At 65.6% G+C, this 2,761-nt stretch carries 5 protein-coding genes; 1 reads left to right on the forward strand and 4 read right to left on the reverse strand.

The annotated features are described in order from the left end of the window. Window positions 1–149: 149 nt before the first annotated feature. Together E1291_RS44860 and E1291_RS40760 are read right to left on the reverse strand one after the other, a co-directional pair. Complete coding sequence (locus tag E1291_RS44860; RefSeq protein ID WP_278045317.1) at window positions 150–275, reverse strand: hypothetical protein; 126 nt, start codon at window positions 273–275, stop codon at window positions 150–152. Next, window positions 272–466, reverse strand: coding sequence for a hypothetical protein (locus tag E1291_RS40760; RefSeq protein ID WP_131743379.1), 195 nt, complete (start codon window positions 464–466; stop codon window positions 272–274). Before E1291_RS40760 ends, E1291_RS44860 begins: the two co-directional genes overlap by 4 nt. On the opposite strand from E1291_RS40760, the gene E1291_RS43605 reads away from it, so the two are divergent. Continuing rightward, window positions 465–1,154, forward strand: coding sequence for a hypothetical protein (locus E1291_RS43605; RefSeq protein ID WP_207401240.1), 690 nt, complete (start codon window positions 465–467; stop codon window positions 1,152–1,154). The genes E1291_RS40760 and E1291_RS43605 overlap by 2 nt on opposite strands. A gap of 172 nt (window positions 1,155–1,326) precedes the next feature. Here E1291_RS43605 and E1291_RS40770 read toward each other — a convergent pair whose 3' ends face one another. Both E1291_RS40770 and E1291_RS40775 read right to left on the reverse strand, forming a co-directional pair. Then, window positions 1,327–1,917: a hypothetical protein gene (locus tag E1291_RS40770; protein WP_131743380.1), complete on the reverse strand. Its 591-nt coding sequence runs from the start codon at window positions 1,915–1,917 to the stop codon at window positions 1,327–1,329. Window positions 1,918–2,459: 542 nt separating this feature from the next. Next, a partial coding sequence (locus tag E1291_RS40775) for a helix-turn-helix domain-containing protein (protein ID WP_131743381.1) occupies window positions 2,460–2,761 on the reverse strand: 302 nt, incomplete at its 5' end.

Below are 2,761 nucleotides of genomic sequence, written 5' to 3' on the forward strand. Positions count from 1 at the left end.
GCAAAACGCTCGGCTGGGAAACCCCAGCCGAGCGTCTCGCTAAGCTCCTCACACCAGCCAGTTGATCAACCGGTGTTGCGATCACCCCTAGAACCCAAGTCCGTGTCACCAGGGGCAATGTAGCTCTGTGTGATCGCCTGGCCTTGAGGTCAGCGGTGGGTGATCAGCCAGAGGAGAAGCGCGGGTGAGAACTCGATGCCGAGGGTTTCCTCGTCGAGGTAGGCGCGGATGAGCGCGTCGAGGCGTCCGCCGTCGTCGGGTTCGGTGTTGTTCATGGCTGGTCTTGGGCGGCGAGGTCGGCGTCGGTGAGGGCGCTCACGTCGATGTCGGGGCCGGTGGTGTCGTAGGCGGCCTCGTAGGCGACGTTGAAGCCGCGGGTGGCGTTGGCGACCAGGACCCGGATGGTGGAGGCAATATGAGACGATCGTGATTGCTCGGGGGTCGGGCTAGCCGATGGGAAGAACATGAGCGAAGAAGCGGCGGCCGGTGCGTCACCAGAACTCGTCGAGGAGATCGAGGCGGTCCTCGACCGGATCCGCGCCTTGACGCTCTCCTCCGCGACCGGCAGTCTCGCCACAGACGACCGCCAGTCCAACGCGGAGGAATACGCCGAGCTCGTGTCCTACCTCGCACGGAAGACTCAGATCGGCTACCGGTACGTCCCCGCCAAACTCGAGGACCCTCACCAACAGAACGAGGAGGTAGAGGGGAAGAGGATCGACGAAGAGGCCGATGCCGCCCGTCAGGCGATCCTGGCCGCGATCCAGAATGAGCTCCAGGCCTCCGCCACACATCCCGAGGCCCTCGAGCAGCTCGCCCACGCCTTCCGCATGTCCTCGGATCTGTTTCTCGTAGAGTCGAACCTCTTCCAGGAGGTGCGGAGTCTGCTGTTGACGGTCATCACTGCCGAGGCAAGCAACCTGTCTGCCGGGGAATCCGCTCCCGCCATCGCCCAACTTGCCCGGGCCTACCACGCCGTCGCCCAGGCCAGGCAGTCGATCAGCCTTGGCTCCCACGTCCCCACCAACGGCTTCTACGTTGTGCCTGCCGATCCGGACCTCGTGACCAAGGACGGATGGTGGAAGGGCTTCCGTGCCACCATCACCGTCTCCAATCGCGGTATCACCTTCACCCCAGGTGACTATCGGTTTTAACCTGCCAGCGGTCATTGCCGGCGTGCCACGCTCGAACCGTGTGCGAGCGAATCCGACAAGGGCGACCTCGTGCTGCACGCCGCCGTATGCGACCCCAGACGTGTGACCTCTGGGCCAGGAAATGACTGTCTGGCCGCAGATCGCCGATCATCATCAGGGCAGCGGGGCAGGCTCAGTATGTCTCGTCGCGGCTCAGGGGGAACTCGACCGAGTGGTCCGCTTCGAATCCTGAGGGCAGGAAGGACCGGGCGCCTGCGTTCCTGCCGACTGAGGTCAGCAGCGAGTACGTGCGGGCGAGTTGGGCGATGGCGGGAGCGGATTCCCCGGGAGGCAGATGGGCCGCCTGGGCGGTGACCGCCGTCAGCAGCAGGCTCCGTACCTCTTGGTAGAGGTTCGACTCCAGGAGAAACAGGTCCGAGGCCCTGCGGTAGGCAAGGGCCAGCTGCTCCAGGACCTCGGGGTTCCTCACCTCTGCCTGGAGTTCGTTCTGGATCGCGGCCAGGATCATCTGGCGGGCGGCAGCAGCCTCCGGGCTATCAATGTGAGGGGCCTCGAGCTTGGCGGGGATGTACCGGTAGCCGATCTGGGTTTTCCGAGCGAGGTAGGAGACGAGCTCGGTATATTCCTCCGCGTTGGACTGGCGGTCGTCCGTGGAGAGGCTGCCGGTTGCGGAGGCGAGCGTCAAGGCGCGGATTCGATCGAGGACCGCGTCGATCTCCCCGGCGATTTCTGCTGACGCTCCGGCAGCCATGTCTTCGCTCATGTTCTTCCCATCGCTAGGTACGGCCCCCGAACAACCATGATCTTCTCATGCTTAAAAGCCCCAAGCAGGGAAATCCGGGCATCCCGAAACCGGCGACCGCGCCACCCTGTGCCTGTGAGCCGCAGATGGCGCCTGTGAAGGATAGGTGGCGGATGATCAGGAGGGATCGCCGGCACCTTCCAGCAACGCACCGAGATCACCAAACCCCAACGCGACCTGCTCCACGCCCTGAAAATCGACGCCCCGCCCAGGATCTACCAACTCACCCCACCCAGCCGCTGACCAGGCAGAACCCAGCCCCTAGATACACGCCGTCCCGCCAGCAGACGGCACGTAACTGCACGTCAACCCCCAGATTCGCGGACTATCCCGCTACATCAACTGCGGAACCCGGGTGACCGTCGCGTGCTGCGCGAGCTCTCCGAGGCGATCGGCCAGGCGGCTCCGCGACATGCCCAGGCCCTCGCGGAGCTCTCCCGGATCAGGTCTCCGACCATGCCACCCACCCGTCTCACCTGGTAGGGGCCACTACGGGGGCCATTTCAGGACTCCGCCTTCACCGTCGTCTTGGCCTTGGGCTGCCGCGGCACGGTGGTGTCCTTGTTCAGGTGGCCGTACACGGTCGAGCGCGGGACGCCGAACAGGTCGGCGATCTGCTGGACGGTCTTGGTCCGCGCGTCGTACAGCTCCTGGGCCAGGGCGGCCTGGTCGGCGGTCAAGCGCGGTCGGCGGCCGCCGACCCGTCCGCGGGCCCGCGCCGAGGCCAGCCCGTCCATGGTGTTGGCGAGGATCAGTTCGCGCTGCAGCTCGGCCAGGACCGACAGCATGCCGAACATGGCGCGGC

It is taken from the genome of Actinomadura roseirufa, assembly GCF_900659635.1.
Classification (GTDB): Bacteria; Actinomycetota; Actinomycetes; order Streptosporangiales; family Streptosporangiaceae; genus Spirillospora; species Spirillospora roseirufa.